We start from the raw sequence: 25,644 nt of genomic DNA on the forward strand, positions 1-25,644 counted from the left end.
GGGGACAGACATGAAATTTCTCGATCTTGCAAAGGTCTACATCCGGTCCGGGGCCGGGGGTAATGGCTGCGTCAGTTTCCGGCGCGAAAAATACATTGAATATGGTGGCCCCGACGGGGGCGACGGGGGCAAGGGCGGGTCTGTCTGGGCCGAGGTCGTGGATGGGCTGAACACCCTGATCGACTTTCGCTATCAGCAGCATTTCTTTGCCAAGAACGGCCAACCGGGCCGCGGTCAGCAGCGCACCGGCAAGGACGGCGATGACATCATCCTGCGGGTTCCCGTCGGCACAGAGATTCTGGATGAGGACGAAGAAACCGTCATCTGTGACCTGACAGAGGTCGGTCAGCGGGTCCTGCTTGCCAAGGGCGGCAATGGCGGTTTCGGCAACCTGCACTTCAAATCGGCCACCAACCAGGCGCCGCGCCGGGCCAATCCGGGGCAGGCGGGAATAGACCGCACCATCTGGCTGCGGCTGAAGCTGATTGCCGATGTTGGCCTGCTGGGCATGCCCAATGCGGGCAAGTCGACCTTTCTGGCCGCCACGTCGAATGCGCGCCCCAAGATCGCCGATTACCCGTTCACGACCCTGCACCCCAACCTGGGCGTCGTTGGCGTGGACAATGTCGAATTTGTCGTTGCCGACATTCCCGGCCTGATCGAAGGCGCACATGAAGGGCGCGGAATCGGTGACCGTTTCCTCGGCCATGTGGAACGCTGTGCGGTTCTGCTGCATCTGGTTGATGGAACCTCGGAAACCCTGGCCGAAGATTACCGGACGATTATTCACGAACTCGAAGCCTATGGCGGAGAGCTTGCGCAAAAACCGCGGATCACCGTTCTCAACAAGATTGACGCGCTCGACGATGGCGAACGGGAACAGGCCAGGGACGCGCTGCAAGAGGCGGTGGGCGGTCCCGTCATGACCATGTCCGGGGTTGCCCATCTGGGCGTCACCGAGGTGCTGCGCGCCCTGCGGTCCCAGATTGACGAAAACCGCCTGCGTCAAAAACCCGCCGAGGAGACATCGACGTGGCAACCCTGACCAGGGCAAAAAGGCTGGTTGTCAAGATCGGGTCAGCCTTGTTGGTGGATCGCCAAAGCGGGTTGCTGCGGTCCGAATGGCTGCATGCGCTGGCGCGCGATGTTGCATGGCTCAAGGGGCTGGGGATTGACGTTATCCTTGTGTCCTCGGGCTCGATCGCGCTGGGGCGCGAGGTTCTGGGCCTGCCCAAGGCGGCCCTTGCGCTGGAAAAATCGCAGGCCGCCGCCGCGGTGGGGCAAATCAGGCTGGCCCGCGCCTATGAAGAGGCACTGACACCCCACGGCATCACCACCGCGCAAGTGCTTGTAACGCTTGAGGACAGCGCGGATCGGCGCCGCTATTTGAATTCGCGCGCGACGCTGGAAACGCTGCTGGGGCTGGGTGTGGTTCCGATCGTCAACGAAAATGACACCATCGCCACCGACGAGATTCGCTATGGCGACAACGACCGTTTGGCCGCCCAGATTGCGGTGACCGTTGGGGCCGATCAACTGATTTTGCTGTCGGATGTTGACGGATTCTATTCCGGGAACCCTGCCGAAGATCCGGCGGCCAAACGCTTTGACGTGATTGACACGATCACCCCCGAGATCGAAGCCATGGCAGGCGATGCGGGCTCGGGGCTGTCCAAGGGTGGCATGAAGACCAAGCTGTTGGCTGCCGGCATGGCAACTGCCGCCGGTTGCGATATGGTCATTACCGAAGGATCGACGCTGAACCCACTGAAATCGCTGGAAAACGGTGCAAATTGCACATGGTTCACGGCGGCCATGGACCCGCAGGCGGCCCGCAAGCGCTGGATATCGGCGATGAAGCCGCGGGGCGAAATTGTGGTGGATGCGGGCGCGGCCACGGCCTTGAGCAATGGCAAAAGCCTGTTGCCTGCCGGTATTGTCGAGGTGACCGGCGATTTTGGCCGCGGCGATCCAGTTGCTATATTCGATCCAATGGCCCGCCGGTTGGCGCAGGGGCTCAGCCGGTACACCGCGCAAGAGGCCGACGCCATCAAGGGGCGGAAATCCTCGGAAATCGAGGCCACGCTGGGCTATCCCGGACGCGCGGTTCTTATCCACCGGGACGACCTGGCGCTGTGACATGGCAGAATTTCGCGGCGCAACAGACCGATGACGAGAAAGGCTCATGAGATGAAAGATTTTGACAACATCCCCGCGCTGATGGCCGATCTGGGGCAACGGGCCCGGGCAGCGTCACGCGAACTGGCCTATGCCAGTGCCGAGCGGAAACACGCAGCCCTGATTGCAGCGGCAGACGCGGTTTGGGCCAATCGTGCCGATATCATCGAGGCCAACAAGAAAGACCTGGAATTTGGCCGCGACAAGGGGCTAAGCCCGGCGATGATGGATCGTCTGATGCTGGATGAAAGCCGCATTCAGGGCATGGTCGACGGGCTGCGCGCCGTCGCCGAACAGGCCGATCCCGTGGGCGAGGTTCTCAGCGAATGGGATATGGCCTCGGGCCTGCATATCCAGCGTGTGCGCACGCCCTTGGGCGTGATTGGCGTGATCTATGAAAGCCGCCCCAACGTGACAGCTGATGCGGGCGCGTTGTGCCTGAAATCCGGCAATGCGGTGATTTTGCGCGGCGGGTCCGAGGGGCTGCATTCCTCGGTGGCCATTCACGCCTGCCTTGTTCAGGGGCTGAAGGCCGCGAACCTGCCCGAGGATGCCATCCAGCTTGTGCCGACCCGCGACCGGGCCGCGGTGCAGGAATTGTTGACGATGACGGAATGTGTGGACGTGATCGTGCCGCGCGGCGGCAAGGGGCTGGTCGGGCTGGTGCAACGCGAAGCCCGCGTGCCGGTCTTTGCGCATCTCGAAGGGATCGTTCACATCTATGTCGACAAGGACGCCGACCCGCGCAAGACGCTTGACGTTGTGCTGAACGCCAAGACGCGCCGGACGGGGATTTGCGGTGCGGCCGAATGTCTTTTGGTGCATCAGGACGTGGCCGAGACATTGGGCCGTGACCTGGTTGCCGCCTTGCTGACCAGTGGCGTCGAGGTACATGCCGCCGGAGCCCTGGCCATTGACGGGACGGTTGCCGCCACCAATGACGATTGGGGCAAAGAGTTTCTGGACAGCGTGATCGCCGCAAAGCCGGTTGCCGATATTGATGACGCAATCGCGCATATCCGCAGTTTCGGGTCGAACCACACCGATTGCATCATGACCGAGGACAGCGCCGCCGCCGCGCGTTTCTTTCAGCGTCTGGACAGCGCCATCCTGATGCATAACGCCTCGACCCAGTTTGCGGATGGGGGCGAGTTCGGAATGGGGGCCGAGATCGGCATCGCGACTGGCAAGATGCATGCGCGCGGGCCGGTTGGGGCCGCGCAATTGACCAGCTTCAAATACCTGGTGACCGGTGACGGGGCCACGCGGGCCTGACCGCGCGCGCCGTCACAGCCGCAAGGCGATGCGGGTTGTCGCTGTTTCCAGCGTGATCCGCCGGCCTTGGGCGCGGGCCGTTTCGGCCAACAGCGCGAATTGCACCTGCGCCGGGGTCAGTCCTGTTTCGAACCGGCCGGTTTGCAACCCGTTCCAAAGCGCGGCGTCGATGCTCAGCCGGTCCGCTGAACCGGTCACGTCAAGCTTGCCGTCCTGTGATGTGATCTGAACATCGCCACCCAGGGGCATCGCGCTTTCACAGCACAGGGCGGCCAGGAATGCCAGTTTGACCAGGCTGCGCGGCACCGCGTCGGACGGGGCCCAATGAACCCGAACCCGGCCCGCGTTCTGGATATCGCTCAGCAATTGGGAAATTTCCGTTCGTCCAAGCGGGTGATCGCTGGCGGCGCCAAAGGCGACACGGAAAAACCGGATACGCGCACCGGCGCTGGCAACGCTGCCGGTGATCAGGTCCATCTCGGGGCCGCGGGCTGATCCGACCATATCCAGCAACTCCAACCCGTTCGTGACCGCCCCGATGGGGCTGATCAGATCGTGACAGATCCGGGAGCCGACCAGCTCGGCCAGGTTGACGTCCGATGCGCCCATGCGTACCTCCTGCTGCATCTGCCTTTTGCCGGACCGGAGTCGCCACATGACAGACCTGAATGCCATACTTGCACCGGGCATGTTTGTCCGCCACCCGGATTTCCCCGATTGGGGCGTTGGACAGGTTCAGTCCAACGTCGCCGGCAAGATCACCGTGAACTTTCGCGAGCAGGGGAAAGTGGTGATCGACGGGACACGCATCGCCCTGATGCCCGTCTTTGATCTGTGAAACTGGTTTAGGAAAGGTTAACGCCCCGGCTTTCCCGCGCATGTTGCCATCGGCCCGCCAACTGCGGTATCAGCGCGAAAACAAGAACGGAACGCTCAATGCCGGACGCAGGCCCTTCCTTTACTGTCAAACTGGCCGAAACCGACGACGAACTGCGCGCGGCCCAGCGGCTGCGTTATGACGTGTTCGTGCGCGAACTGGGCGGCGGCGGCGAAATGGTCGATCACCAGGCCGGGCTGGAGCGGGACAGGTTCGACCCCTATTTCGACCACATGCTGGCCATCGACGATCGCAGCGGCGCGGTTGTCGGTGTCTACAGGCTTTTGCCGGGCGCGCGCGCCGCGCAGGTCGGGCAGTTCTATTCCGAGGATGAATATGACCTGACGGTGCTGAAACAAGGCGGCCGCAAGTTGCTGGAGCTTGGGCGTTCATGCCTGCATCCCGACTATCGCGGCGGTATGGCGATGTACCACCTGTGGAACGGGCTTGCGGCCTATGTCGCGGAACACCAGGTCGAGGTTCTGTTTGGCGTTGCCAGCTTTCACGGAACGGACCCGCAAGAACTGGCGCAGCCTCTGTCCATGTTGCATCACAACCATCTGGCGCCACCCGACCTCAGGGTGCGGGCCCAGGCCGATGCCTTTCAACCCATGGACCTGGTTGCAGAAACCGATCTTGACCGGCGGGCGGCCATGGTTCAGGTGCCCGCCTTGATAAAAGCGTATCTGAGGCTGGGGGGCTTTGTCGGCGAGGGGGCGTTCATTGATCATGCGTTCAACACGACCGACGTTTGCCTGATCCTGGACACGGCGCGCATGAATGACCGCCAAAAACGCATCTACGGCGGGGCGTGACACGGTGAACGACCCGCTTTGGAACAGCGAAGATGCGCCCGATCCCATTGTCTTGGGCCCGATCGGATGGGTATTGGTCCTGTTGCGCGGCCTGCCGCTGGCGGTTTTGGTGTTCGGCGGACTGGCCGTGTTGCTGGCGCTTCGGCTGATCGAACGACCGCTTTTCGGTCTGCGCCGCCCGATAACGCCATTCGTCACGCAATTTGTATGCCGCAACGCGTTCCGAATCCTGGGGATGGGGTTTCGGGTATCGGGCAGGTTGATGCACGAATCCGGCGCGGTTGTGGCCAACCACACGTCATGGCTGGATATATTCGCGCTGAACGCGCGCAAGCGGATCTATTTTGTGTCCAAGGCCGAGGTCGCCAACTGGCCCGGCATCGGCTGGCTTGCGCGGGCCACGGGCACAGTCTTTATCGAACGGGACCGCAAAAAGGCGCAGGAACAGACCCGGGTGTTTCAAGAGCGTTTGAAGGCGGGCCATAAACTGCTGTTTTTCCCCGAGGGCACCTCGACCGACGGACTGCGGGTTTTGCCTTTTAAAACAACACTATTTGCGGCGTTCTTCGCAGAAGAGTTGCGCAGTTTCATGTATGTTCAGCCGGTTTCGGTCGTGTTCCACGCACCCAAAGGGCAACCAGACAGGTTCTATGGCTGGTGGGGAGACATGGAATTCGGGCCGCATCTGCTCAAGACGCTTGGCGCGCGTCGGCAGGGGGCGGTCGAGCTGATCTATCATGAACCTGCCAAGGTCAGCGACTTTGAAAACCGCAAGGCGCTGGCGGCGCATTGCGAGGCGGCGGTGCGTCATGCGCACAGCTTGGCGCGGCTTGAAAAATAGGGGCATTTGGCCCTTGCGCTGACGCACGTCCTGCCGTATACGCGCGCCATTCAAACCCGCAGGCGGGGTTTGGCCTTTTTGAGGGAGACATCCTCATCAAGACCGCCGGTTGGAGCATCCGCTTCTTTCACCCCCGCCCAGGCGTAAACCGGAAAAGGAAAATAGCATGGCTCTTCCCGAGTTCACCATGCGTCAGCTGCTGGAAGCTGGCGTTCACTTTGGTCACCAGACACAGCGTTGGAATCCCCGCATGGGTCCGTTCATCTACGGCTCGCGCAATGGCATCCACATCATGGACCTGACTCAGACCGTTCCGATGCTGGACCAGGCTCTGCAGGCTGTTCGTGACACCGTCGCCAAAGGCGGCCGCGTTCTGTTCGTCGGTACCAAGCGTCAGGCAGCTCAGCCGATCGCCGAAGCCGCTGAAAAGTCGGCTCAGTACTACATGAACCACCGCTGGCTGGGCGGCACGCTGACCAACTGGAAAACCGTTTCCCAGTCGATCAACCGTCTGAACCAGATCGACGAAGCCATGGAATCGGGCGCCGAGGGCCTGACCAAGAAAGAGCGTCTGGGCATGGAACGTGACCAGATCAAGCTGCAGGCGTCGCTGGGCGGTATCCGCGAAATGGGCGGTGTTCCTGACCTGCTGTTCGTCATCGACGTCAAGAAAGAATCGCTGGCAATCGCCGAAGCCAACAAGCTGGGCATCCCGGTTGTGGCTGTGGTCGACACCAACTGCTCGCCCGATGGTGTTGATTACATCATCCCCGGCAACGATGACGCAGCGCGCGCAATCGCTCTGTACTGCGATCTGGCCGCACGCGCCGCTCTGGACGGTATGACCGCTCAGATGGGTGCCGCAGGCGTTGACCTGGGTGCCTTCGAAGAAGCGCCGGTTGAAGAAGCCGTTGCCGAAGAAGCCCCGGCAGAAGCAGACGCTTCGGCCGAAGCGTAAGCTTCCCGTCACGTTAATGACATATGGGGCAGGGTAGACCTGCCCCAAATCCGTTTGAATTGAGGAGAGCCAAAAGATGGCAATCACAGCAGCAATGGTGAAAGAACTGCGCGACCAGACCGGCGCAGGCATGATGGACGCGAAAAAAGCGCTGACTGAAACCGGCGGCAACATGGACGAAGCCGTTGACTGGCTGCGCACCAAGGGTCTGGCCAAGGCGGCCAAGAAATCGGGCCGTACCGCGGCCGAAGGCCTGGTTGCTGTTCACGTCAATGGCGGCAACGGTGTTGCGGTCGAAGTGAACTCGGAAACCGACTTTGTTGCAAAGAACGCCGAGTTCCAGGAAATGGTTGGCAAGATCGCCTATGCTGCTGAAGGTGTCGCGGATGTTGACGCGCTGCTGGCGGCGGACCTGGGCGGCAAATCCGTGTCGGACACGCTGACCGACAAGATTGCCACCATCGGTGAAAACATGTCGGTGCGCCGTATGGCCAAACTGTCGGGCGATACGGTTGTGTCCTACGTCCACAACGCGGCAACCAACGGCATGGGCAAGATCGGTGTTCTGGTTGCTCTGACCGGTGGTGACGAAGCCATCGGCAAGCAGATCGCGATGCACATCGCCGCGGTGAACCCCGCCGCCCTGTCCGAAGCAGACATGGACCCCGCCATTGTCGAAAAGGAAAAGCAGGTTCAGATGGACATCGCCCGCGAATCCGGCAAGCCGGAGCAGGTGATCGAAAAGATGATCATCGGCCGCATGAAGAAGTTCGTGGCTGAATCGACGCTGCTGAACCAGCAGTTCGTCGTCAACCCTGACCTGACCGTCGAAGCCGCCGCCAAGGAAGCGGGTGCGACCGTCACCGGCTTTATCCGCATGGAAGTCGGCGAAGGTATCGTCGTTGAAAAAGAAGACTTCGCCGCCGAAGTTGCCAAGGCAGCCCAAGGCTAAGTCTATCGTCAGGGCCTCGGCCGACGAGACTGAAAAATCAACCGGTTGCGCCCGTGCGCAGCCGGTTTTTTCGTGTCTGGCGGCGATGCATTTTCGGCCTTGTCAAAGCCCGCAAATGGGATCGCGCTGAACGAGAAGGGGGAGGAAGGGTCTTGCCTTAGGGAAAAGGGCCGGGATGGGGATTGAGGGGCCCCGCATGATGGGGATGGTCGAGGCCCCTCAAAAATTCCAACAAAAGGTACGCGGACGAATAAGCGCCCCCTGTGTCAGAGCGACCGGAGAGCCCTGAAATCACAAGGATCCGATCAAATGTTCCTTTGGCAAAAGCCACCACTCACGGAACGAGGCGATTGTGCAATTTTTTGGCGGGATTCGAAAAGTCATGATTTCCTTACCCTAGGTAAACTTTGCCGTTTGGAACCGGCCGTTTTCCCGGTTCAGGCTTCCATCACGAACATCTGGTTTTGCAACGAGGCCTTCAAGACGGCCTGTGCCGTGGTTTCGACCGACAGGGCCTCGCGGGCGAGGCGCAGGTGCTTTTCAACGGTGGCCGAGGTCAGGCCCATCAGCAGGGCTATATCCTGCGTGGTCTTTCCGTCACCGACCCATTCCAGTGCTTCGCGCTGACGTTTTGTCAGGGCCCGGTTGGGGGCGTTATAGGGCAAGGTGAGGATCTTGAGATGCGCCATATTGTTCATCAAAAGAATGTCTTGCCCATGTTCCGACCAGACGGCGTCGACCTGGGATTGGCTCAGGTTACGGGCGGCCAGCGATATGGCCCCTTTCGAGCGCAACGAGACAGAGTTGAAGCTGACCGTATATCCGGCGGTAATGTTCTTGGACGCGTTGAAATCAAAGACCCGGCGTTCCTCGGGGGTCATCGTTCCATCGGCCATGAGTTCATTGATCATGCGCCAACTGGCAGCGCCTTCGTTCTGCAGGGCCCATTTCAGCATGGGCGCATGGAAATACAGGCCGCCGTCAAGGAACCCGTCCAGGTATTCCTTGCAGTGATTGGACAGGATCACGAAATCCTCGGGATCGCCCAGCGAAGTCTTGGTGCGGTATTGCGTGTAACCATACAGCAGGCGGTCAAAGCCAAAGGCGCTCATCTGCCGGCAATGGGCGTCCCACAACTCTTCCAGCGTCTTGGCATAGCTGACAAAGTTCAGGTATTCGCCAAGGGTCATCCGGCGCCCCCGTCACCAAGATGGGTCGCCAGCGCGTCCAGCGCCATGACATAGCCCTGGGCGCCGAAACCACAGATCTGGCCAAGCGCCACGGGGGCGATGAAGGATTTGTGCCGGAAAGCCTCGCGCGCGTGAATGTTGGACAGGTGCACCTCGACCACGGGGACCTGTGCGGACGAGATCGCATCCATCAGCGCCACGGATGTGTGGGTGAATGCCCCGGCATTCAGGACGATACCGGCCTGCTTTCCCCTGGCGTCATGGATCGCATCGATCAGAACACCTTCGTGGTTGGATTGCGCGCAGGTGACCGTCAGGCCAGCGCGTTGACCATGCGCCACGCACAGGTCTTCGATCATCTTCAATGTGGTATGGCCATAGACCTCGGGCTGCCGTGTTCCCAGCAGGTTGAGGTTCGGGCCATTCAGTACCAGAATATTGTGCATTTTCTCAATGTCCCCATTGATTCTTGATAAACGCGAAATGGTGGGCATGTCCACCGGGCCGCGCGCTTATGACGCGAATGCCCGGGTGGTGACATTTGGCGGGGCAGGGCGGCGGTTCGAATTGCCTCAGCCATCCCCCATGGTCACGACGACTTTGCCAAGGACCGTCCGGTCACCCAAAAGGGTCAGGGCCTGCGCCGCCTGCGGCAGGTCAAAACGCTGGGAAATGCGCGGCTTGATCTGGCCTTTGCCGTAAAGGTCAAACAGGTCCTTCATGTTGGAGGCATGCCCGGCGGGATCGCGAAATACGGATGCGCCCCAAAACACGCCGACAATCTGGCACCCTTTGAGAAGCGGCAGGTTGAGCGGGATCTTTGGGATCCCGGCCGGAAACCCGACCACCAGAAAGCGGCCATTCCAGGCCATGCTGCGCAGGGCGGGTTCGGCATAGTCGCCGCCAACCGCGTCATAGACGACATCGACCCCGTCGCCGCCTGCCAGCGCCTTGATCTGAGCCGACAGGTCTTTTTGCGCCTCGCGTGTCATATCGCGCGCGTAGACGATTGTTTCATCCGCCCCGACGGATTTGCAGAATGCGGCCTTGTCGGCCGAGGAAACGGCGGCGATGACGCGTGCGCCCATGGCCTTGCCCAGTTCGATCGCGGCCGATCCGACCCCGCCTGCGGCCCCCAGCACCAAAAGCGTTTCACCCGCTTGCAGCGCGGCCCGGTCTTTCAGCGCGTGATAGGATGTTCCATAGGTGAAAACAAAGCACGCGGCATCGTCATAGGGCATGCTGGCCGGAAACGGGATTGCGGCCTGTGCCTTGATGTTCAGATGGGTGGAAAACCCCCCATAGCCGGTCAAGGCCAGCACCCTGTCGCCGACGGCAAAGCCCGAGGTGTCCGGCCCCAGAGCAATGACCTCGCCCGCGATCTCGCCTCCGGGCGCGAATGGGCGCGGCGGCTTGATCTGGTACAGATCGTTGATCATCAGGGTATCGGGGAAATTGACACCGGCGGCGCGCACCCGAACCAGGATTTCTCGGCTTTTGGGGGTGGGATCGGGCAGGGTGGTCAGTTCCAGTGTTTCCGGTCCACCCGGAGCGACGCTCAGTAACGCTTGCATTCGGCCCTCTGTTCGCAACCATTGTCGGGACAGCCACGATGAAGCACAGGCCGTTATTGTCAAGGCAATAGCAAAATGCAACGTTGCGACGCGAAACAGGCGGCCCGTCCCAACCGGACCGAAACCCGGGATCGGAGGCTGTGTTGCAAGCGTCGCGCGAACCAAAAAGGGGACGAAATGACACCGGAACTCTTATTCTCGGTCCAGGGCAAAACGGCACTGGTCACAGGCGGCGCAACCGGGATCGGGCGCATGGCCGCCGAGGCGCTGGTGCGCGGCGGCGCACGGGTGTTGATCGCATCCCGCAAGGGTGATGCGTGCGAGGCCGTCGCGGCGGAGCTGAACGCCTTGGGGGCGCCAGGTTCGGCCGAAGGCTTTGCCGGGGATATCGGCAGTCAGGACGGCATAGACGCGCTGGTGTCTGAGGTCAAGAGCCGCGTGCAAAGCCTTGATATTTTGATGAATAATGCCGGTGTGTCCTGGGGTGCGCCAATGGGGCAATTCCCCTATGACGCCTGGGATAAGGTCATGTCTGTAAACGTTGCGGGCATTTTCGACCTGACGCAGAAATTGCTGCCATTGCTGATGAAGGCCGGATCGGACCAGGATCCGGCGCGCGTTGTGAATGTGGCGTCGGTCATGGGCGAAGTGCCGATGGGCGACGGCGCCTACAGCTATTCGGCCTCGAAGGCGGCCGTTATTCACCTGACGAAAATCCTGGCCAAAGAGCTGGCACCGTTCAAGGTGACGGTAAACGCCATCGCGCCGGGACCCTTCGTGTCGCGCATGACGGCCTTTGCCACGGCCGATGCGGACAAGCGCGAGAAAGTCGGAAAGTCAGTACCGTTGGGGCGCGTGGGCCGCCCCGAGGATATCGGTGGCTGTTTGCTGTTTCTGTGCGGTCCCGGCGGCGGTTATGTGACCGGCGCGGTCATTCCCGTATCGGGCGGCATCAACGTGGTCACGGGCGGCAACATCTTTGCCGACGCCCTATAGCGCGGGATCGCAACAACGGAGGCCACGTATATGCCTGCTGACATGGACAATCTGGACCTGGTCTCGGTCGATGCCTATCTTGAGCGGAACCTGGCCGGCTATCAGGGGCCGTTGACCGCCACCAAGTTCACCGGCGGCCAGTCAAACCCGACTTACGAGTTGCAGATCCCCGGCCGGACCTATGTGCTGCGCCGCAAACCGCCCGGCATATTGCTGAAATCGGCGCATGCCGTGGATCGCGAATTTCGCGTTCAGAGCGCGTTGAGCAACAGCAAAGTTCCGGTGCCGGAAATGTACCTGCTTTGCGAAGATGACAGCGTCATCGGATCGGCCTTCTACGTGATGGAACGGCTGGAGGGTCGCGGTTTTTTCGAACCGACAATGCCGGGCGAAACAATCGAAACGCGCAAGGCGGTTCTGGACGAAATGAACCGGGTTCTGGCCGATCTGCACGAGGTGGATATCGACGCTGTCGGTCTGTCTGATTTCGGGCCTCAGGGCAATTATTTTGAACGTCAGGTGGCCCGCTGGACAAAGCAATACCGCGCCTCTGAAACGGAAACGATCGCTGATATGGACGATCTCATGACCCGTTTGCAGGCGTCGATCCCGGCGGATGACGGGCAAAGAACGCTGGTGCATGGGGATTTCAGGATCGACAACCTGATGTTTGAACAGGGTGGCAGCAGGTGCATCGGTGTTCTGGATTGGGAATTGTCGACCATCGGCCACCCTTATGCCGACCTTGCGGCAGTGATCATGCAATGGCAGATGCCGCCCGGCAAAGACGGTCGCGGATTGGCCGGTGTCGACCGCGATGAGCTGGGGCTGCCGTCGGATGCCGCATTCATCGAAAGCTATTGCAGACGTCGCGGATTGCCGGGGATCGAGGATTTCGGGTTCTACCTGGCGTTCAACTTTTTCCGCATGGCCGGAATTCTGCAAGGCGTTTACAAGCGCGCGCTTGACGGCAATGCCTCGGACCCTGACCGGGCGCGCATTCTGGGCTCTTACGTGCCGGGATTTGCCAAGTTCGGGTTGTCTGCGCTGGATCAATAGCGAAACCCTTGCGGGGGCTGCGCCGCAATCAAGGGGAATTTTTCCAGATCTTCGTCATTTTTGCGACGCCCCGGGTTGGCCCCCGGCAACACCTGTTGGCCAACGTGCGGATCGGCCCCGAACGCTGCCCAATCAGATAACCGCCATTTTTTGACTGTCGCTTGCCGCCGCGAAACGGCATGATTGGCCGAATGGACAAGACAACAGGAATTTGAGCCTGAAATGGGATTTGATGAGAAACGCCTGAGCCGCATTCCACAATGGATGCAGGGCTATGTCGATCAAAGAAAATACCCCGGCTGCGCGGTGCTGATTTCCCACAAGGGGCAAGAGGTGTTGTTCCATGCCTGCGGTCAACGCAGTGTTGAAAAGAACCTGCCGTTTCAGCGCGATACGGTGACCCGGATCTATTCGATGACCAAGCCGGTAACCAGTGTTGCGCTGATGATGCTGGTGGAACGCGGAATGTTCCACCTGGACGCGCCGGTTTCCGATTTCCTGCCCGAATTCAAAGACATGCAGGCGCTGGTTGATGGGGCCATACGGATTGACCAGACCGAAGATGCCGCGACCCCGACCCTGCATCAATTGCTGACGCATACAAGCGGTCTCAGCTATCCGTTCAATCCGGGCGTCCTGCCGCGGGCGATGGATGAGATGGACTTGATTTTCAAACCGGATCAAGGGCTTCTGTCCGACAATGTCGTCAAACTCAGCAGCTTGCCCTTGGGCTTTCAGCCCGGCACGCGCTGGGAATACTCGGTCGGAATTGACGTGATCGGGCGCGTGGTCGAAGTTGCCTCGGGGCAACCGCTGGACCGGTTCTTTGCCGACCATATTCTCGGCCCCCTGGGCATGTCAGAAACCGGGTTTTCGGTGGCGCCCGATGCGCTGGACCGGTTTGCATCGCTTTATACGCCGTTGGCCGGGGACGCGATGGCGCTGAACAGGGCGCAGTCGGGCGGCGACACATTGCGTCTGGTGGATCAGGCCGGGCATTCACCCTTTGAAGCCACCACGACCTTTTCCGGTGGTGGCGGACTTGTCAGTACCATCGACGATTACATGCGGTTTGCGGAAATGCTGCGAAACCCGGGCAAGGCGGGGCAGGGCAGGTTGCTGAGCCCCAAGACCGTGGATTTCATGCTGTCCAACCACTTGCCGGGCGACATCGCATCGATGGGACCACAGAGTTTCGCCGAGCAGCCGATGGACGGCATGGGCTTTGGTCTGGGCGGCGCTGTGGTTCTGGACCCGGGCAGGGCCCGCACGCCGGGGTCGGTCGGTGACTTCAGCTGGGGCGGCATGGCGTCGACCTTTTTCTGGATCGACCGCGAAAATGACCTGAGCGTGGTCTTCTTTACCCAGCTTTCACCGTCCAGCTCTTACCCGTCCCGGTCGGAACTCAAGGCGCTTATCCATGGCGCGTTGATTGATTGATGGCCGGGCGGCTGTTACCCGCAACCTGTCATCCAAAACCGGAGATTCGCACATGACCGAGGCCGAACGCGTCCTGCTGGACCTGTTGAATATCGAACGGCTGGAAGTGGACCTGTTTCGCGGAACCGGGTCCGGCGGCGAAACGCCCATGCGGATATTCGGTGGGCAGGTGATCGCGCAGGCGCTTGCCGCGGCCTATCGCACCGTGGATGACCGCCTGTGTCATTCGCTGCACGCCTATTTCATCCGCCCCGGCGACCCGGATATTCCCGTTATTTATCAAGTTGATCGGGCACGGGACGGAAGCTCGTTCACGACCCGGCGCGTTGTGGCCATTCAGCATGGCAAACAGATCCTGAATATGTCGGCATCTTTCCACATCAAGGATGAGGGCTGGGACCATCAGCACCCGATGCCGGATGTTCTGGCCCCTGAATTTCATGCCTCGCGGGATGAATTGCGCGACAAATACATGGCCCGCGTTCCCGAAAGCCTGCGTGCCGAATTGATGCGCGAACGCCCCATCGAAGTGACCGAGGTTGAACCCCTTGACCTGTTTCAGCCTGAAAAAACAAGTGACACCAATCACTTGTGGTTCCGTATGAATGCCGCGAACGAGGCCGATACCATCACCCAGCACCTGTTGCTGGCTTATGCGTCAGACATGGGGCTGTTAAGCTCGGGGATGCGGCCACATGGGCTAAGCTGGTTCACCGGAGAGATCAACGGCGCAAGTCTGGATCACGCGATGTGGTTCCACGCACCGGTCCAGTTTCAGAACTGGCATCTGTATTCCATGGATGCGCCATGGACCGGGCAGGGGCGCAGTTTCAATCGGGGCTCGATTTATAGCCAAGACGGCGTTCTTGTCGCGTCGGTCGCACAAGAAGGTCTGTTGCGGCGGGCGCGAAAACCGGGTTAATCCCCGTCGGAAAACCGTTGATGCAACATGTTCATTCCGGCAATCCAGCGGTCGTAATCCTGTGATTTTAAACGGATATAGTCCTGAACTTGCGTATGTGGCAGGATCAGGAACTGTTCATTGCGCAATGCCTGAACGCAGGTCTCGGCGACGTCCTTGGGTTCAAGTATGCCGTCCACGGACGCCACCGAAAACTCGTGACCTTTCATCATCTCGGATCGAACGGCCTGTGGGCACAGAACGGAAACCTTGATGCCACGATGGGCATAGGTCAAAGCCAGCCACTCGGCAAAGCCGACGGATGCGTGTTTGGTGACGCCATACGGCGCGGCACCGGGCTGGTTCAGCAAGCCGGCTGCCGAGGCGGTAATCAGGATGTAGCCGTGGCCGCGCGCCAACATGCGCGGCACCAGATGCCGTGCCGTCCAGACCTGCGACATCACGTTGGTTTTCCAAGTCCGGTCCCAGTCCGCGTCAGAGGTTTCCGGGCCGCCCAGCGTAAGGATGCCAGCGTTGGCGCAGAACAGATCAATCGGGGCGATCTGATCTTCGACCTGGGCAATCAACGCCTGAATGTCGCTTTCTCTGGACACGTCGCATTCGAACGCGTGGCCATCCAATTGCCGCGCCAGTTCGCGCGCGCCCTGGACATCGATATCGGCACAGACGATCCGCGCGCCTTGTTCTGCGAAACCTTCGGCCAGACCTTTTCCGATACCCGACGCAGCGCCAGTGACGACAACCGTCTTTCCCTTCAGGTCCATGGGGCGCGCTCCTTGGCTGTGTTCAGAGATCAGCGTAACATCTTGAAAACACGTCGTCAGCCCGAATTTGACCGTAACTGCCTTGTCTATATTTTACCATAATACCGATTACGCGATTAATAGATGACCCTAGTAGAATGCCTGCAACCCGGTCTGCGCGCGCCCAAGGATCAAGGCGTGAACGTCATGTGTCCCCTCATAGGTATTCACGGTCTCAAGGTTGACCATATGGCGCACCACGTTGAATTCCAGTGAAATGCCGTTGCCACCGTGCATGTCACGCGCCATCCGTGCGATATCCAGCGCCTTGCCGCAATTGTTTCGTTTGATGATCGAGATCATCTCGGGTGCGGCCTGTGCCTGATCCATCAACCGACCGACGCGCAGGCTGGCTTGCAAGCCCAGTGAGATCTCGGTCTGCATGTCGGCAAGTTTGCGTTGGAACAATTGCGTCTGCGCCAAGGGCCGGTTGAACTGTTTCCGGTCCAGACCGTATTGATACGCGGCATGCCAACAGGCCTCGGCTGCGCCCATGGCGCCCCAACTGATCCCGTATCTTGCGCGGTTCAGGCACCCGAACGGTCCTTTCAAGCCCTGGACATGTGGCAGCAAGGCGCCCTCGTCCACCTCGACGCCGTCCATCACGATCTCGCCGGTGATCGACGCGCGCAGACTCAACTTGTTCTGAATTTTCGGTGCGCTGAGACCCTTCATGCCTTTGTCCAGGATGAAGCCGCGGATCTTGCCATCGTGGGCATCGGACTTGGCCCAAACAACAAAGACATCTGCAATCGGCGCGTTCGAAATCCACATCTTGGTGCCGGTGATGCGATAACCGCCGTCAATCTTTTCGGCGCGGGTCTTCATGCCAGCCGGGTCCGAGCCTGCATCCGGTTCTGTCAGGCCAAAGCAGCCGATGAATGCGCCACTGGCAAGTTTGGGCAGGTATTTTTGGCGCTGCTCTTCGCTTCCGTAGGCATAGATCGGGTACATGACCAGCGAACTCTGGACGGACATCATCGAGCGATAGCCGGAATCGACCCGCTCGACCTCGCGCGCGACAAGACCATAGGCGACATAGCCTGCGCCGATGCCTCCGTATTCTTCGGGGATGGTGGTGCCCAACAGGCCCATTTCACCCATTTCACGGAAGATATCGGGGTCGGTTTCCTCGTTCAGGAAGGCCTGGGTCACACGCGGTTGCAGTTTTTCTTGCGCATAGGCCTGGGCGCTGTCGGCGATCAGCCGTTCTTCTTCGGTCAGCTGGTCGGCAATCCGGAATGGGTCCTGCCATGTGAAAGAACCAAGATCGGGCGCATCCTTGTCGCGCAGGGCAGGTCGTGTGTCGGCGGCGGTCATAATGGTCCTCCTGTCAGGGGTTGCGCGCACCCTACCCTGCGGTTTTCGCAAAAAACAGCAAGACATTGGCAAAGTAACATGAGTAAAGGGAATAGATGAGCCATTCTCGCCGTCTATACCCGTCAATCGCCTCGCTTCGGGCGCTCGAAGCATTGGACCGCCTTGGTTCGGCCTCAGCCGTGGCCGAGGAACTTGCGCTGACCCAAAGCGCGGTCAGCCGCCAGTTGCAAACGCTTGAGGCGCAACTGGGTGTTTCGCTGGTCAGCCGGGAAAAGAAACGTCTGTCGCTGACGCCTGTTGCGCAAACTTATGTTGCCGATATCCGGCAGGGGCTGAACCTGATCGCGCAAGCCTCGGTCAAGCTGCATGTCGCACCTGTTGGCGGGACCCTGAACCTTGCCATATTGCCCACCTTCGGGATGCGCTGGCTGGTTCCGCGTCTGCCCGATTTTGCGCGCCGCCACCCCGAGATCACGATCAACATGGCAACCCGCCTGAGACCCTTCAACTTTGATGCGGAACCCTTTGATGCGGCGTTGCATTTTGGCGAAACGAACTGGCCCGGAACGGACCGGTTGCTGCTGCGTCTTGAACGGGTCGTGCCGGTTTGCGCGCCGCAGCTATTGGCGGCGGGGTCGGTGGACAGCCCGCAGGATCTGCTGCGGATGCCGCTGTTGCACATCCAGACCAGACCTCGGGCGTGGCAGGACTGGTTCCGGCAGATGGGGGTTCAGCACGCAGGCCCCCTGCCCGGCACGGTGCATGATCAGTTTACCACGATCAACCAGGCCGCGTTGCATGGTCTGGGTGCGGCGCTGCTGCCCAATTACCTGATCGAACAGGACCTTGCGACGGGTGATCTGGTGGCCCTGTTTCCGGACACGACCGAGACGATGGGCGCCTATTACCTGGTCTGGCCCAAGGCGAAGTCAGATGACGCAAACCTGCGCGCATTTCGCCATTGGCTAGGGTCGCAGGCGCAAGTCGACGAAACCCTGCCCAGATAGCCCCGCCCGATGCGCTGGGTTTACCCCAACGCATACCCCGCGCCACGCACTGTCCGAACCGGATCGTTGCCGCCATGCTGCGTCAGCGCCTTGCGCAACCGGCCGATATGCACATCCACGGTGCGCGTATCGACATAGATGTCGCGACCCCAGACCCGGTCCAAAAGCTGTTCGCGGCTCCAGACCCGGCCAGGTTTTTCCATGAATGTGCTCAGCAGCCTAAACTCGGTCGGGCCAAGTTTCAGCGGTTGGCTGTCGCGGCTGACCTTGTGGGTTTCTGAATCCAGGATGATGTCGTCGAATTCCAGCCTGAGCCCAACCGTTGCGGGGCGCACGCGGCGCAATTGCGTGCGCACGCGCGCCATCAGTTCAACGACCGAATAGGGTTTGACCACATAGTCATCAGCGCCGGTTTCCAGGCCGCGCACCTTGTCCACCTCTTCCGAGCGGGCCGATAGCATGATGATCGGAATGGTTCGGGTATCGGGGCGCATTTTCAGGCGGCGGCAGACCTCGATCCCGCTGAGATTGGGCATCATCCAGTCAAGGACGATGATGTCGGGGCTGTCCTCATCGACCAGCAACAACGCCTCGTCGCCGCTGCCGGCCTTGGACACCCGAAACCCTTCGGCTTCGAGGTTGTAGGCCAGCACTTCGCGCTGGGCCAGTTCATCCTCGACCACCAGCACGGTTGGTTGATCTGCGGACATGATCCGATCTCCTACACAGTCTGCGACGTCCTGTCGGCCTTGGTGCGCGCCTCGGTCGGACGTTCGCCGGTAACCAGGTAAACCACCTGTTCGGCAATCGAGGTCACGTGGTCGCCCATACGTTCAACGTTCTTGGCGATAAAGTGCAGATGCATACATGCCGAAATGTTGCGGGGATCCTCGGCCATAAAGGTCAGAAGTTCGCGGAACAGCCCGTTATACATCTGATCCACCTCGGCGTCGCGTTCGATGACGTCGGCGGCAAGTTCGGCGTCGCGTTGAATATAGGAATCCAGCGCGTCGCGCAGCATCCGTTCCACTTCACGCGCCATGCGCCGCAGGGCTGCAGCGCTGCCGTCGATATGGGACGCCTCAACCAGCACCGAGGTCCGCTTGGCGATATTCTTGGAATAATCCCCGATGCGTTCCAGGTTGCCCGAAACCTTCATCACCGACAGGACAAGCCGCAGGTCACCCGCCGTGGGGGCGCGCAGCGCAATCAGGCGGGCGGCTTCTTCGTTGATCAGCTCTTCGAGGGCGTCAATGGCGGCGTCGCCCTTGCGGACGTCGGTGGCCAGTTCTTCGTCACGCTCTTCCAACGAGCGCGCGGCGCCAATGATCGAGGCTTCGACAAGCCCGCCCATTTTCATGATATGGGCCTGAATGGCCTCGAGATCGCGGTCGAAAACGGATGCAATATGTTGTTCGCTCATTTCTGAATACCTGCTCTCAGCCGATCCGGCCGGTAATGTAGCTTTCCGTGCGCGGATCAACGGGGTTCGTGAAAATCTGACCGGTTTCGCCAAACTCGACCAGGTTGCCCAGGTGGAAAAACGCGGTCTTCTGGCTGACGCGGGCCGCCTGCTGCATCGAGTGCGTCACGATCACGACCGAATACTGGCTGCGCAATTCATCGATCAGTTCCTCGACCTGCGCGGTGGCAATCGGGTCCAGCGCCGAGCAGGGCTCGTCCATCAACAGAACCTCGGGTTCGGTCGCAACGGCGCGGGCGATGCACAGACGCTGTTGCTGACCACCTGACAGGCCGGTGCCCGGCGCATCCAGCCGGTCTTTGACCTCGTTCCAGATCGCGCCGCGGCGCAGGGATTTTTCGACGATCTCGTCCAGATCGGCCTTGTTCTTGGCCAGCCCGTGAATGCGCGGCCCATAGGCCACGTTGTCATAGATCGACTTGGGGAACGGGTTCGGCTTCTGGAACACCATGCCTACCTTTGCGCGCAGCTGCACCGGGTCGACGCGCTTGTCATAGATGTCTTCGCCATCCAGCCGGAACGAGCCTTCGACGCGGGCGACATCGATCGTGTCGTTCATCCGGTTCAGGCAGCGCAGGAATGTCGACTTGCCGCAGCCCGACGGGCCGATAAAGGCGGTGACGGTCTTGTCTTCGATGTCGACATTCACATCTTTGATGGCGTGAGTGTCGCCGTAGTAGACTTGGCAGTCACGGCACTCCAGCTTGATTTCGTTCGTGTCCACTTCTCTCTCCACTCGCGACATGTCGTTCATTGTTCAGGCCCCTTTTTACCAGCGGCGTTCAAAGCGGCGGCGCAGGATGATTGCGATTATATTCATCGACAGCAAGAAAATCAGAAGAATGATGATCCCGCCCCATGCCTTTTCGTAAAACCCGACATCCGCCCGCGCAGCCCAGGTATAGATCTGGGCCGGCATGGCCGAGTTGGGCTCGGTGAATCCGGCAAGAAAACCGTCAGGGTATCCACGGGCCACGAACCCAACCATTCCGATCAGCAGCAGCGGCGCGGTTTCGCCAAGCGCCTGCGCCAGTCCGATGATGGTGCCGGTCAGGATACCGGGGGCCGCCAGCGGCAGCACATGGTGGAATACCGCCTGCATCTTCGAGGCCCCTACCCCAAGCGCCGCATCACGGATCGACGGCGGAACCGCCTTGAGCGATGCGCGGGTCGAGATGATGATTGTCGGCAGGGTCATCAGGGTCAGCACCAGCCCCCCGACCAAAGGCGCCGATTGCGGCAAGTGCATGAACTGGATGAACACGGCCAGACCCAGGATACCGAAGACGATCGACGGAACCGCGGCCAGGTTCGAAATGTTCACCTCGATCAGGTCGGTAAACCGGTTCTGCGGCGCGAATTCTTCCAGATAGATCGACGCGGCCACACCGATGGGCAGCGACAGGCCAAGGACAACCAGCATCATGAAGAACGACCCCACGACCGAGGCACCGATCCCGGCGCCGCCCGGATTGTCCACGCCCGAGTCCGCCCCTGTGATGAAGGGCCAGTTGAACGCCTGTTTGACGATCCCGGCCTCTTCCAGCGCATCAACAAGGTCCAGGTCGCTTTTCTGCAGGAACCGGCTGTCCTGCATCGTGTCACGGGACACGCGGCCCTTGAAATACCCGTCCACCCGGCTTGATGCGGTCAGGTCAAAGGCGACCGGCTGGCCGATCTTGTCCGGGTTGTCGCTGTAGAATGTGCGGATGGTTCCGCCGACCTTGCCCAAAAGGCGCTCGATTGCTGCCTCGTCGACCGCGACGTTCAATCCGCGCTCGTCCAGTTCGGATTTCAGGGCGGCAATGAACAGGCTCGAATAGGCCTTGGTCTTGAACAATTCACCTTCGGCTTCGGTGCGCTGTGCCTCGGTCAGGGTGAAATCGACACTTACGACCGTGCGTTTAAAGGCCGGTATCCCTTCGGACAGGATGGATGTGAACAGGACCACCAGAAAGAACAGGCCCGTTGCAATGGCCGCAATCCCATAGGCGCGGAACCGTTTTTCAGCATTGGCCCGTTTGCGCGTGTGCGGGTCCGTGGCCGTCAGCGAAACAGTGTGGCGGCCCGTTTCGGGGGTCTGCATGCTTGCGTCGGTCATTCGTACTGCTCCCGGTACTTGCGCACGATATAGAGGGCAAAGATGTTGAGCCCCAGTGTCAGGATGAACAGGGTCATCCCCAGGGCAAAGGCCACCAGCGCCTCGGGCGAGGCAAAATCCGCGTCCCCGGTCAACTGGCTGACGATCTTGGCCGTGACGGTGGTCATGGCTTCGAATGGGTTAAGGCTCAGGCGGGCGGCGGCGCCAGCGCCGAGAACCACGATCATGGTTTCCCCGATGGCGCGCGACGCGGCCAGAAGGATGGCGCCGACAATCCCCGGCAGCGCGGCCGGAAGAACGACCTGGCGGATGGTTTCGGATTGCGTGGCACCCAAACCGTAGGACCCATCCCGCATGGCCTGCGGAACGGCGTTGATGATGTCATCCGACAGGGACGAGACAAACGGGATCAGCATGATCCCCATCACCAGACCCGCAGTCATGACCGCCGTGCCCGCTTTCATCCAGCCCAGCCCGTCATCGCCAAAGACGCTCAGCAACAGGGGGCCGACGGTCAGCAGCGCGAACAGGCCGTAGACGATGGTCGGGATACCGGCCAGAACCTCAAGCAAAGGCTTGGCAAAGGCGCGGACCTTTGGCGAGGCGTATTCGCTCAGGTAGATCGCCGCGAAAAGGCCGATCGGCACAGCGACCAGCAGCGCCACGAGCGAGATGTAGAACGTGCCCCACAGTAAGGGCAGGATGCCCAAGGATGACGACCCGCCGCGCCCCGAAAAGCTGGGCGCCCAGGTTGTGCCAAAAAAGAAATCCGTTGCCGGGTACAGTTTGAAGAATTCCCAGGTGTTGAACACCAGCGAAAGAACGATCCCGACCGTGGTGAGGATCGCGATTGAGGCGGCACCGAGTAGAAGGACCCGGACACCTTGCTCTACAACGTTGCGGGCGCGATAGTCTGCGTTGGTTTGGACCCAGCTAAAGACAGCGCCGACCAGCGCCACCAGGATCACCGCAATCGACATAATGGAATAGCCGGTCGCGTTCATGATCCGATAGCGCTGAGCCGCCTGCAACACCGTTTGGGTAATGTTTGAGGTCACCACCTGACCGGCATCTTTCAGACGCTGAGTCATATCGGTGAAATCGGCACGGGCGTTCTGCGCCTGTTCTTCGGTGATGGCGCCCTGTGCCACGGCATTGTTCAGACCTTCGGAGGTGCGGCGCACCTCGGCCATCACAAGGCTGTGGGACGACCCTTCCTTGACGGCACTGTCAGGGATCATCCCGGAAATCTGGGAATTGACGTAAAGCGGCTGCGCCAGCAGCCAGATAATCAGCAGACCAAAGGCCGGTACGACCGTCTTCAGCGCGACATTTGCGCCATAGAAGCTGGGCAGGGAATGCAGGTTGCGGCTGTCGCCGCCCGCGCCCTGAAGCGCGCGCGACCGCCCGAGTACATACCCGACGGCGGCGATTGCGATGACGATCAGGAAAAGCCAAAGGATTGGCATGACACCCTCTCAGGTCTGGTTTTGGGGAATATTCGGGGTGCTGAGAGGGCGGCGGGTCGCGCCGCCCTCCGGGCTGTTCAAACCAAAGGCGGACTTAGCTGTCCGAACCCAGGGTTACTTCGTTGGCAATCGCGTCCTGGGTCGCGGCCAGTTCAGGGTCGGCAACCAGGCCATAGTTGGCCAGCGGGCCCGAACCGCCTGCGATCTCGTCAGCGGTAAAGAACTGAGCGTATTCTTTCAGGCCAGGGATCACGCCGATATGCGCTTTCTTGACATAGAAGAACAGCGGGCGCGACACGGGGTATTCACCGGTCGAAATGGTCTCGGTCGACGGTGCGATACCCGACATGGTCGCAACTTTCAGCTTGTCGGTGTTGTTCTCGTAGAACGCCAGACCAAAGATGCCGATGCCGTTGGGGTTGGTGTCAATACGGGCCAGGGTCTCGGTGTAGTCACCGTCGATATCGACCGACTTGCCATCTGTACGAACGTCCAGGCATGCATCTTCTGCGTCGTCTTCGCTCATGCCGCCAGCGATCATCGCTTCCATGGCGCCGGTTGCTTCACAGCCGATCAGCAGAACTTTTTCTTCGAACACTTCACGGGTGCCGTGCTTGGTGCCGGGGATGAAGGCTGCAATTTCAACGTCAGGCAGATCGCCATTGAATTCGGCCCAGGAGTTGTAAGGGTTGTCGACGATCTCGCCGTCTTTCAGAACCTTCGAACCCAGAGCGTTGAAGATGTCGGCAGGCTCAAACGCGTTGAATGCAGGGCCAGACTGCTGGCTTGCAAAAACGATGCCGTCATAACCGATGCGCACTTCCATGATGTCGGTGACACCGTTTTCGGCACAGGCCTTGATCTCTTTTTCGCGGATGGCACGCGATGCGTTTGCAACGTCGATGGTGTTTTCGCCAACGCCTTCACAGAAGCGCTTGAGGCCAGCCGAGGAACCGCCCGATTCAACAACCGGCGTCGGGAAATCGGTGTTCTCGCCGAACAGTTCGGCAACGATCGAGGCGTAGGGCAGCACGGTCGACGAACCGGCAACCTGGACGTTGTCGCGTGCGGCGGCAGCGGTGGCCGATACGGCAGCAATGGCAATGGCCGAAGCCGACAGTTTCACAAAGGACATTTAAGTCTCCTTGGTAGAGAAGTGTTCATGATCACCCCCATGATGATCCTGGCCGAACCCCTAGGGGCCTTGGGCAAAGCTTTTGTGACACCAACGTAACAGTTTTATGACAAGGGGCGGCTTTTTTGGGTTTTTACCCAAGGTCAGCCGTATCCCGCCGCTTAAGGTCTCAGGGCGATAGCCCGCGTCAATTTCCGGCCTGGCGCGGCAGGATGACGGTAAACACGGTGCCTTTGCCCAGATCGCTTTCGACCCGCAGACGCCCCCGGTGTCGGTTGACGATATGCTTGACGATGGCCAACCCCAGACCGGTGCCCCCCAATTGCCGCGAGCGGTGGCTGTCGGCGCGATAGAATCTTTCGGTCAGGCGCGGCAGGTGCTGGGGGTCGATGCCCGGCCCCTTGTCGACAACCTGAATGCGCGCCGCAGGGCCACGCATGGCGGTATCGCGGTCTGATATGGTGACACGAATGTCGACACTGCCGCCACTGGCGCCATATTTGATCCCGTTCTCGACAAGGTTGGTGAATACCTGCCGCAGCTGGTCGCTGTCGCCTTTCACCAGAACCGGCTCATCCGGTGCCTTGAGGCCAAGCGTGACCTTGGCGTCCTCGGCCAGCGGGCGCAGGGAATCCAGCGTTGAGGCCAGCAGGCCTTTCAGGTCCAGGTCATTCTTTGGACGGATACGTTCCTGGCTTTCGACCCGGTTCAGCGAAAGCAGGTCGCCCACCAGCCGGTTCATGCGGCTGGCTTCTTCGTCCATGATCTGCAGGAACCGGTCGCGTGCCGCCGGGTCGTCACGCGCCGGGCCGCGCAAGGTCTCGATGAACCCCATCAACGCAGTCAGGGGTGTTCGCAACTCGTGGCTGACATTGGTCACAAAGTCCCGGCGCATCTGGCTGGCCTGTTCCATATGCGTGATATCCTGAAAGATCGCCAGAACCGCCCCGCCCGAGGCTGCGCCGACGCCGTTCATGTATCGGCACTTGAATTCGAATGTGGTGTCCTGGGCGCCGTCATTGGCAAGGTGACGCGTTGTTGCGGGGCCCTTGGTACGCAGGCTTTGCTCTAACGCTTCGATGACCTGGGGTTGCCGCAGGATCGTCGCGAAATGACGGCCCGTGATGTTTTGCCCCAACAGCGTCTTGGCGTCCGTGTTGGTCGCGATGATCCGTTCGGTCCGGTCAACAACCAGGGCCGGCACCGGGATGGCCGACACGAATTCGGCAAGCAGCTTGTCGGTCATGGT

The 25,644-nt window shown here is 60.4% G+C and carries 26 protein-coding genes; 13 read left to right on the forward strand and 13 right to left on the reverse strand.

Annotation, left to right across the window (positions count from 1 at the left end; genetic code table 11):
• Positions 1–10 precede the first annotated feature (10 nt).
• The 3 genes from obgE to ACXAG8_RS00755 are packed head-to-tail and all read left to right on the forward strand — an operon-like array spanning position 11 to position 3,453.
• A complete protein-coding gene (obgE, locus tag ACXAG8_RS00745; protein WP_475221366.1) occupies positions 11–1,045 on the forward strand; it encodes a GTPase ObgE in 1,035 nt (344 codons plus the stop codon).
• Positions 1,033–2,139, forward strand: coding sequence for a glutamate 5-kinase (gene proB / locus ACXAG8_RS00750; protein ID WP_475221367.1), 1,107 nt, complete (start codon positions 1,033–1,035; stop codon positions 2,137–2,139). The genes obgE and proB overlap by 13 nt, the downstream gene beginning before the upstream one ends.
• 51 nt (positions 2,140–2,190) lie before the next feature.
• Positions 2,191–3,453, forward strand: coding sequence for a glutamate-5-semialdehyde dehydrogenase (locus ACXAG8_RS00755; RefSeq protein WP_475221368.1), 1,263 nt, complete (start codon positions 2,191–2,193; stop codon positions 3,451–3,453).
• Positions 3,454–3,465: 12 nt separating this feature from the next.
• Here ACXAG8_RS00755 and ACXAG8_RS00760 read toward each other — a convergent pair whose 3' ends face one another.
• Positions 3,466–4,062, reverse strand: a complete 597-nt coding sequence (locus ACXAG8_RS00760) for a histidine phosphotransferase family protein (RefSeq protein WP_475221369.1) — start codon at positions 4,060–4,062, stop codon at positions 3,466–3,468.
• A 46-nt stretch (positions 4,063–4,108) separates the two neighbouring features.
• Between ACXAG8_RS00760 and ACXAG8_RS00765 the strand changes: the two genes are divergently transcribed.
• The 5 genes from ACXAG8_RS00765 (at position 4,109) to tsf (ending at position 7,896) form a co-directional block, all read left to right on the forward strand.
• A complete protein-coding gene (locus ACXAG8_RS00765) occupies positions 4,109–4,291 on the forward strand; it encodes a DUF3553 domain-containing protein (RefSeq protein WP_475221371.1) in 183 nt (60 codons plus the stop codon).
• Between the two features lie 98 nt (positions 4,292–4,389).
• Positions 4,390–5,145 carry an L-ornithine N(alpha)-acyltransferase gene (olsB, locus tag ACXAG8_RS00770; protein ID WP_475221372.1) on the forward strand — a complete coding sequence of 252 codons (756 nt, stop codon included), beginning with the start codon at positions 4,390–4,392 and terminating at the stop codon, positions 5,143–5,145.
• The gene (gene olsA, locus ACXAG8_RS00775) at positions 5,111–5,986 is read left to right on the forward strand and encodes a lyso-ornithine lipid O-acyltransferase (RefSeq protein ID WP_475221373.1); all 876 of its coding nucleotides are present in this window, start codon (positions 5,111–5,113) and stop codon (positions 5,984–5,986) included. Before olsB ends, olsA begins: the two co-directional genes overlap by 35 nt.
• A 166-nt stretch (positions 5,987–6,152) precedes the next feature.
• The gene (gene rpsB, locus ACXAG8_RS00780; RefSeq protein WP_475221375.1) at positions 6,153–6,944 is read left to right on the forward strand and encodes a 30S ribosomal protein S2; all 792 of its coding nucleotides are present in this window, start codon (positions 6,153–6,155) and stop codon (positions 6,942–6,944) included.
• A 76-nt stretch (positions 6,945–7,020) separates the two neighbouring features.
• On the forward strand, positions 7,021–7,896 hold the full coding sequence (gene tsf / locus ACXAG8_RS00785; protein ID WP_475221377.1) for a translation elongation factor Ts: 876 nt from the start codon (positions 7,021–7,023) through the stop codon (positions 7,894–7,896).
• Between the two features lie 437 nt (positions 7,897–8,333).
• On the opposite strand, the gene ACXAG8_RS00790 is transcribed toward tsf, so the two are convergent.
• The 3 genes from ACXAG8_RS00790 to ACXAG8_RS00800 form a co-directional block, all read right to left on the reverse strand.
• Positions 8,334–9,086 carry a LuxR family transcriptional regulator gene (locus tag ACXAG8_RS00790; protein ID WP_475221379.1) on the reverse strand — a complete coding sequence of 251 codons (753 nt, stop codon included), beginning with the start codon at positions 9,084–9,086 and terminating at the stop codon, positions 8,334–8,336.
• Complete coding sequence (gene aroQ / locus ACXAG8_RS00795) at positions 9,083–9,532, reverse strand: type II 3-dehydroquinate dehydratase (RefSeq protein WP_475221380.1); 450 nt, start codon at positions 9,530–9,532, stop codon at positions 9,083–9,085. The genes ACXAG8_RS00790 and aroQ overlap by 4 nt, the downstream gene beginning before the upstream one ends.
• Positions 9,533–9,658: 126 nt before the next feature.
• On the reverse strand, positions 9,659–10,660 hold the full coding sequence (locus ACXAG8_RS00800; protein ID WP_475221381.1) for an NADPH:quinone oxidoreductase family protein: 1,002 nt from the start codon (positions 10,658–10,660) through the stop codon (positions 9,659–9,661).
• 177 nt (positions 10,661–10,837) lie between these two features.
• Here ACXAG8_RS00800 and ACXAG8_RS00805 point away from each other — a divergent pair, with 177 nt between their 5' ends.
• The 4 genes from ACXAG8_RS00805 to ACXAG8_RS00820 all read left to right on the forward strand — a co-directional run bounded on the left by ACXAG8_RS00805 (position 10,838) and on the right by ACXAG8_RS00820 (position 15,077).
• Entirely contained in the window at positions 10,838–11,656 is an 819-nt protein-coding gene (locus ACXAG8_RS00805; protein WP_475221382.1) for an SDR family oxidoreductase, read from the forward strand.
• Positions 11,657–11,686: 30 nt separating this feature from the next.
• Positions 11,687–12,715: a phosphotransferase gene (locus ACXAG8_RS00810; protein WP_475221383.1), complete on the forward strand. Its 1,029-nt coding sequence runs from the start codon at positions 11,687–11,689 to the stop codon at positions 12,713–12,715.
• A 222-nt stretch (positions 12,716–12,937) separates the two neighbouring features.
• Positions 12,938–14,155, forward strand: coding sequence for a serine hydrolase domain-containing protein (locus ACXAG8_RS00815; RefSeq protein ID WP_475221384.1), 1,218 nt, complete (start codon positions 12,938–12,940; stop codon positions 14,153–14,155).
• A gap of 52 nt (positions 14,156–14,207) precedes the next feature.
• The gene (locus ACXAG8_RS00820) at positions 14,208–15,077 is read left to right on the forward strand and encodes an acyl-CoA thioesterase (protein ID WP_475221385.1); all 870 of its coding nucleotides are present in this window, start codon (positions 14,208–14,210) and stop codon (positions 15,075–15,077) included.
• Here the strand turns inward: ACXAG8_RS00820 and ACXAG8_RS00825 are convergent.
• Together ACXAG8_RS00825 and ACXAG8_RS00830 are read right to left on the reverse strand one after the other, a co-directional pair.
• Positions 15,074–15,841: an SDR family NAD(P)-dependent oxidoreductase gene (locus ACXAG8_RS00825; protein WP_475221386.1), complete on the reverse strand. Its 768-nt coding sequence runs from the start codon at positions 15,839–15,841 to the stop codon at positions 15,074–15,076. The two genes, ACXAG8_RS00820 and ACXAG8_RS00825, sit on opposite strands and share 4 nt — an antisense overlap.
• A gap of 129 nt (positions 15,842–15,970) precedes the next feature.
• Entirely contained in the window at positions 15,971–17,200 is a 1,230-nt protein-coding gene (locus tag ACXAG8_RS00830) for an acyl-CoA dehydrogenase (protein ID WP_475221387.1), read from the reverse strand.
• A gap of 95 nt (positions 17,201–17,295) precedes the next feature.
• On the opposite strand from ACXAG8_RS00830, the gene ACXAG8_RS00835 reads away from it, so the two are divergent.
• Entirely contained in the window at positions 17,296–18,207 is a 912-nt protein-coding gene (locus ACXAG8_RS00835) for a LysR family transcriptional regulator (RefSeq protein ID WP_475221388.1), read from the forward strand.
• 20 nt (positions 18,208–18,227) lie between these two features.
• Here ACXAG8_RS00835 and phoB read toward each other — a convergent pair whose 3' ends face one another.
• The 7 genes from phoB to ACXAG8_RS00870 all read right to left on the reverse strand — a co-directional run bounded on the left by phoB (position 18,228) and on the right by ACXAG8_RS00870 (position 25,641).
• Positions 18,228–18,917 carry a phosphate regulon transcriptional regulator PhoB gene (gene phoB, locus ACXAG8_RS00840; protein ID WP_475221389.1) on the reverse strand — a complete coding sequence of 230 codons (690 nt, stop codon included), beginning with the start codon at positions 18,915–18,917 and terminating at the stop codon, positions 18,228–18,230.
• Between the two features lie 11 nt (positions 18,918–18,928).
• Positions 18,929–19,630 (reverse strand): phosphate signaling complex protein PhoU, encoded by a 702-nt coding sequence (phoU, locus tag ACXAG8_RS00845; protein WP_475221390.1) that lies wholly within the window; start codon positions 19,628–19,630, stop codon positions 18,929–18,931.
• 16 nt (positions 19,631–19,646) lie between these two features.
• Entirely contained in the window at positions 19,647–20,435 is a 789-nt protein-coding gene (gene pstB / locus ACXAG8_RS00850; protein WP_475221391.1) for a phosphate ABC transporter ATP-binding protein PstB, read from the reverse strand.
• 24 nt (positions 20,436–20,459) lie between these two features.
• Positions 20,460–21,791: a phosphate ABC transporter permease PstA gene (gene pstA / locus ACXAG8_RS00855; protein ID WP_475221392.1), complete on the reverse strand. Its 1,332-nt coding sequence runs from the start codon at positions 21,789–21,791 to the stop codon at positions 20,460–20,462.
• A complete protein-coding gene (gene pstC / locus ACXAG8_RS00860) occupies positions 21,788–23,260 on the reverse strand; it encodes a phosphate ABC transporter permease subunit PstC (RefSeq protein ID WP_475221393.1) in 1,473 nt (490 codons plus the stop codon). The genes pstA and pstC overlap by 4 nt, the downstream gene beginning before the upstream one ends.
• A gap of 94 nt (positions 23,261–23,354) precedes the next feature.
• Entirely contained in the window at positions 23,355–24,395 is a 1,041-nt protein-coding gene (locus ACXAG8_RS00865) for a substrate-binding domain-containing protein (protein ID WP_475221394.1), read from the reverse strand.
• 187 nt (positions 24,396–24,582) lie between these two features.
• Complete coding sequence (locus tag ACXAG8_RS00870; RefSeq protein ID WP_475221395.1) at positions 24,583–25,641, reverse strand: ATP-binding protein; 1,059 nt, start codon at positions 25,639–25,641, stop codon at positions 24,583–24,585.
• Positions 25,642–25,644 lie beyond the last annotated feature (3 nt).

Source organism: Ruegeria sp. ABD4_443 (assembly GCF_056160865.1).

What these genes read in the sequence shown, in the direction of transcription:
- olsA (WP_475221373.1), top strand. Translation starts at nt 5,111, where the DNA reads ATGACCGCCAAAAACGCATCTACGGCGGGGCGTGACACGGTGAACGAC.
- ACXAG8_RS00760 (WP_475221369.1), bottom strand. Translation starts at nt 4,062, where the DNA reads ATGGGCGCATCGGACGTCAACCTGGCCGAGCTGGTCGGCTCCCGGATC.
- olsB (WP_475221372.1), top strand. Translation starts at nt 4,390, where the DNA reads ATGCCGGACGCAGGCCCTTCCTTTACTGTCAAACTGGCCGAAACCGAC.
- phoB (WP_475221389.1), bottom strand. Translation starts at nt 18,917, where the DNA reads ATGTCCGCAGATCAACCAACCGTGCTGGTGGTCGAGGATGAACTGGCC.
- ACXAG8_RS00755 (WP_475221368.1), top strand. Translation starts at nt 2,191, where the DNA reads ATGAAAGATTTTGACAACATCCCCGCGCTGATGGCCGATCTGGGGCAA.
- obgE (WP_475221366.1), top strand. Translation starts at nt 11, where the DNA reads ATGAAATTTCTCGATCTTGCAAAGGTCTACATCCGGTCCGGGGCCGGG.
- ACXAG8_RS00790 (WP_475221379.1), bottom strand. Translation starts at nt 9,086, where the DNA reads ATGACCCTTGGCGAATACCTGAACTTTGTCAGCTATGCCAAGACGCTG.
- aroQ (WP_475221380.1), bottom strand. Translation starts at nt 9,532, where the DNA reads ATGCACAATATTCTGGTACTGAATGGCCCGAACCTCAACCTGCTGGGA.
- ACXAG8_RS00825 (WP_475221386.1), bottom strand. Translation starts at nt 15,841, where the DNA reads ATGGACCTGAAGGGAAAGACGGTTGTCGTCACTGGCGCTGCGTCGGGT.
- ACXAG8_RS00830 (WP_475221387.1), bottom strand. Translation starts at nt 17,200, where the DNA reads ATGACCGCCGCCGACACACGACCTGCCCTGCGCGACAAGGATGCGCCC.
- pstB (WP_475221391.1), bottom strand. Translation starts at nt 20,435, where the DNA reads ATGTCGCGAGTGGAGAGAGAAGTGGACACGAACGAAATCAAGCTGGAG.
- tsf (WP_475221377.1), top strand. Translation starts at nt 7,021, where the DNA reads ATGGCAATCACAGCAGCAATGGTGAAAGAACTGCGCGACCAGACCGGC.
- ACXAG8_RS00820 (WP_475221385.1), top strand. Translation starts at nt 14,208, where the DNA reads ATGACCGAGGCCGAACGCGTCCTGCTGGACCTGTTGAATATCGAACGG.
- ACXAG8_RS00800 (WP_475221381.1), bottom strand. Translation starts at nt 10,660, where the DNA reads ATGCAAGCGTTACTGAGCGTCGCTCCGGGTGGACCGGAAACACTGGAA.
- ACXAG8_RS00765 (WP_475221371.1), top strand. Translation starts at nt 4,109, where the DNA reads ATGACAGACCTGAATGCCATACTTGCACCGGGCATGTTTGTCCGCCAC.
- pstA (WP_475221392.1), bottom strand. Translation starts at nt 21,791, where the DNA reads ATGACCGACGCAAGCATGCAGACCCCCGAAACGGGCCGCCACACTGTT.
- pstC (WP_475221393.1), bottom strand. Translation starts at nt 23,260, where the DNA reads ATGCCAATCCTTTGGCTTTTCCTGATCGTCATCGCAATCGCCGCCGTC.
- ACXAG8_RS00870 (WP_475221395.1), bottom strand. Translation starts at nt 25,641, where the DNA reads ATGACCGACAAGCTGCTTGCCGAATTCGTGTCGGCCATCCCGGTGCCG.
- phoU (WP_475221390.1), bottom strand. Translation starts at nt 19,630, where the DNA reads ATGAGCGAACAACATATTGCATCCGTTTTCGACCGCGATCTCGAGGCC.
- ACXAG8_RS00805 (WP_475221382.1), top strand. Translation starts at nt 10,838, where the DNA reads ATGACACCGGAACTCTTATTCTCGGTCCAGGGCAAAACGGCACTGGTC.
- rpsB (WP_475221375.1), top strand. Translation starts at nt 6,153, where the DNA reads ATGGCTCTTCCCGAGTTCACCATGCGTCAGCTGCTGGAAGCTGGCGTT.
- ACXAG8_RS00835 (WP_475221388.1), top strand. Translation starts at nt 17,296, where the DNA reads ATGAGCCATTCTCGCCGTCTATACCCGTCAATCGCCTCGCTTCGGGCG.
- ACXAG8_RS00810 (WP_475221383.1), top strand. Translation starts at nt 11,687, where the DNA reads ATGCCTGCTGACATGGACAATCTGGACCTGGTCTCGGTCGATGCCTAT.
- ACXAG8_RS00815 (WP_475221384.1), top strand. Translation starts at nt 12,938, where the DNA reads ATGGGATTTGATGAGAAACGCCTGAGCCGCATTCCACAATGGATGCAG.
- ACXAG8_RS00865 (WP_475221394.1), bottom strand. Translation starts at nt 24,395, where the DNA reads ATGTCCTTTGTGAAACTGTCGGCTTCGGCCATTGCCATTGCTGCCGTA.